Source organism: Mangrovihabitans endophyticus (genome assembly GCF_014646155.1).
Classification (GTDB): domain Bacteria; phylum Actinomycetota; class Actinomycetes; order Mycobacteriales; family Micromonosporaceae; genus Actinoplanes; species Actinoplanes endophyticus.
Genome location: NZ_BMMX01000091.1, coordinates 1,948 through 5,202, shown reverse-complemented (window position 1 = coordinate 5,202; position 3,255 = coordinate 1,948). Strand labels below are relative to the sequence as shown.

Below are 3,255 nucleotides of genomic sequence, written 5' to 3'. Positions count from 1 at the left end.
CCGGGCCGGGGTGGTTGGTTGTTTGCTGTGAATCACACAGTGGACGCTAAAACACGCTTGTTCTCATTGAGAGTGGTTAAGCCCTCGGCCTATTAGTACCGGTCAACTGAACCAGTTACCTGGCTTACATCTCCGGCCTATCAACCCAGTCGTCTATCTGGGAGCCTTACCCACGCAAGGTGGTGGGATACCTCATCTCGAAGCGAGCTTCCCGCTTAGATGCCTTCAGCGGTTATCCCTTCCGAACGTAGCCAACCAGCCGTGCCCCTGGCAGGACAACTGGCACACCAGAGGTTCGTCCGTCCCGGTCCTCTCGTACTAGGGACAGCCCTTCTCAAGTATCCAACGCGCACGGCGGATAGGGACCGAACTGTCTCACGACGTTCTAAACCCAGCTCGCGTACCGCTTTAATGGGCGAACAGCCCAACCCTTGGGACCTGCTACAGCCCCAGGATGCGACGAGCCGACATCGAGGTGCCAAACCATCCCGTCGATATGGACTCTTGGGGAAGATCAGCCTGTTATCCCCGGGGTACCTTTTATCCGTTGAGCGACACCGCTTCCACACGCAAGTGCCGGATCACTAGTCCCGACTTTCGTCCCTGCTCGACCTGTCAGTCTCACAGTCAAGCTCCCTTGTGCACTTACACTCAACACCTGATTGCCAACCAGGCTGAGGGAACCTTTGGGCGCCTCCGTTACCCTTTAGGAGGCAACCGCCCCAGTTAAACTACCCACCAGACACTGTCCCTCGACCCGATCAGGGCCGCAAGTTAGATACCCAAATCCGACAGAGTGGTATTTCAACAACGCCTCCACCTGAACTGGCGTCCAAGCTTCACCGGCTCCCACCTATCCTACACAATCGCATTCAAATACCAATGTCAAGCTATAGTAAAGGTCCCGGGGTCTTTCCGTCCTGCCGCGCGTAACGAGCATCTTTACTCGTACTGCAATTTCGCCGGGCCTGTGGTTGAGACAGTAGGGAAGTCGTTACGCCATTCGTGCAGGTCGGAACTTACCCGACAAGGAATTTCGCTACCTTAGGATGGTTATAGTTACCACCGCCGTTTACTGGCGCTTAAGTTCTCCGCTTCACCGTTACCGGCTGACAGGTCCCCTTAACGTTCCAGCACCGGGCAGGCGTCAGTCCATATACATCGTCTTACGACTTGGCATGGACCTGTGTTTTTAGTAAACAGTCGCTTCCCCCTGCTCTCTGCGGCCATACCACGCTCCACCCGCAAAGGGGCATCACGCGTCCGGCCCCCCTTCTCCCAAAGTTACGGGGGCAATTTGCCGAGTTCCTTAACCACAGTTCGCCCGTCGCCTCGGTATTCTCTACCTGACCACCTGTGTCGGTTTCGGGTACGGGCCGCTCGGAACATCGCTAGAGGCTTTTCTCGGCAGCATAGGATCACTGACTTCACCTGATACGGCTCGGCATCACGTCTCACCCATCACACACCACGGATTTACCTGCAGTGCGGGCTACACGCTTACCCCGGCACAACCACCGGCCGGGCTCAGCTACCTTCCTGCGTCACCCCATCACTCAACTACTACACCAGAAGATCCCACGCTCCCCACCAGCAACCCGAAAGTCACCAGCAGCTCGGGTGGTTAGTACCTGGCGCCTCATCGTGGGCGCTCCTACGCGGGTACGGGAATATCAACCCGTTATCCATCGACTACGCCTCTCGGCCTCGCCTTAGGCCCCGACTCACCCAGGGCGGATCAACCTGGCCCTGGAACCCTTGGTCATCCGGCGGAAGGGTTTCCCACCCTTCATTCGCTACTCATGCCTGCATTCTCACTCGCGCAGCGTCCACCACTCGATCACTCGGCGGCTTCCCCCGCTACACGACGCTCCCCTACCCACCCACACACCTGGACCGCCGGCCGAAACCAGCAATCAAGCTAACGTGTAGGTGCCACAGCTTCGGCGGTGTGCTTGAGCCCCGCTACATTGTCGGCGCGGAACCACTTGACCAGTGAGCTATTACGCACTCTTTAAAGGGTGGCTGCTTCTAAGCCAACCTCCTGGTTGTCTCAGCGACCCCACATCCTTTTCCACTTAGCACACGCTTAGGGGCCTTAGCTGGTGATCTGGGCTGTTTCCCTCTCGACTACGAAGCTTATCCCCCGCAGTCTCACTGCCGCGCTTCACTTACCGGCATTCGGAGTTTAGCTGATTTCGGTAAGCTTGTAGGCCCCCTAGACCATCCAGTGCTCTACCTCCGGCAAGAAACACACGACGCTGCACCTAAATGCATTTCGGGGAGAACCAGCTATCACGGAGTTTGATTGGCCTTTCACCCCTAACCACAGGTCATCCCCCAACTTTTCAACGTTGGTGGGTTCGGTCCTCCACGCAGTCTTACCCACGCTTCAACCTGCCCATGGCTAGATCACCCCGCTTCGGGTCTAGAACACGCGACTCAACGCCCTCTTCAGACTCGCTTTCGCTACGGCTACCCCACCCGGGTTAACCTCGCCACATGCCACTAACTCGCAGGCTCATTCTTCAAAAGGCACGCCATCACCCACCCCAAAAAGGAGCCAGGCTCTGACGGATTGTAGGCGAACGGTTTCAGGTACTATTTCACTCCCCTCCCGGGGTACTTTTCACCATTCCCTCACGGTACTATCCGCTATCGGTCACCAGGAAGTATTCAGCCTTACCAGGTGGTCCTGGCAGATTCACAGCAGATTTCAGGAGTCCACTGCTACTCGAGAACACAGCAAAGAGGCCACACATTTTCGTCTACCGGACTCTCACCGTCTACGGTCGGCTTTCCCACACCATTCGACTAACATGCGACTTTATCACTCTCCGGGACCGTGTCAGCAATCCCAAGCCGGTCTCACAACCCCGCACACGCAACCCCTGACAAGTATCACACGCACACGGTTTAGGCTACATCCGCTTTCGCTCGCCACTACTCACGGAATCACAATTGTTTTCTCTTCCTACGGGTACTGAGATGTTTCACTTCCCCGCGTTCCCCCCACCACCCTATGAATTCAGATGATGGTGACACCACATGACTGATGCCAGGTTACCCCATTCGGACACCCTGGGATCACAGCTAGGTTGACAACTCCCCCAGGACTATCGCGGCCTCCCACGTCCTTCATCGGCTCCCAGTGCCAAGGCATCCACCGTCCGCCCTTGACCACTTAACCACAGAAAACAAAGATGCTCGCGTCCACTGTGCAATTCTCAACCAACAACCAACCCACAACCCCAC

1 rRNA gene is annotated in these 3,255 nt (G+C 56.7%); it reads right to left on the bottom strand.

From position 1 onward, the window contains the following. Positions 1-72: 72 nt before the first annotated feature. A 23S ribosomal RNA gene (locus tag IEY73_RS32375) occupies positions 73-3,190 on the bottom strand. Positions 3,191-3,255: the final 65 nt, after the last annotated feature.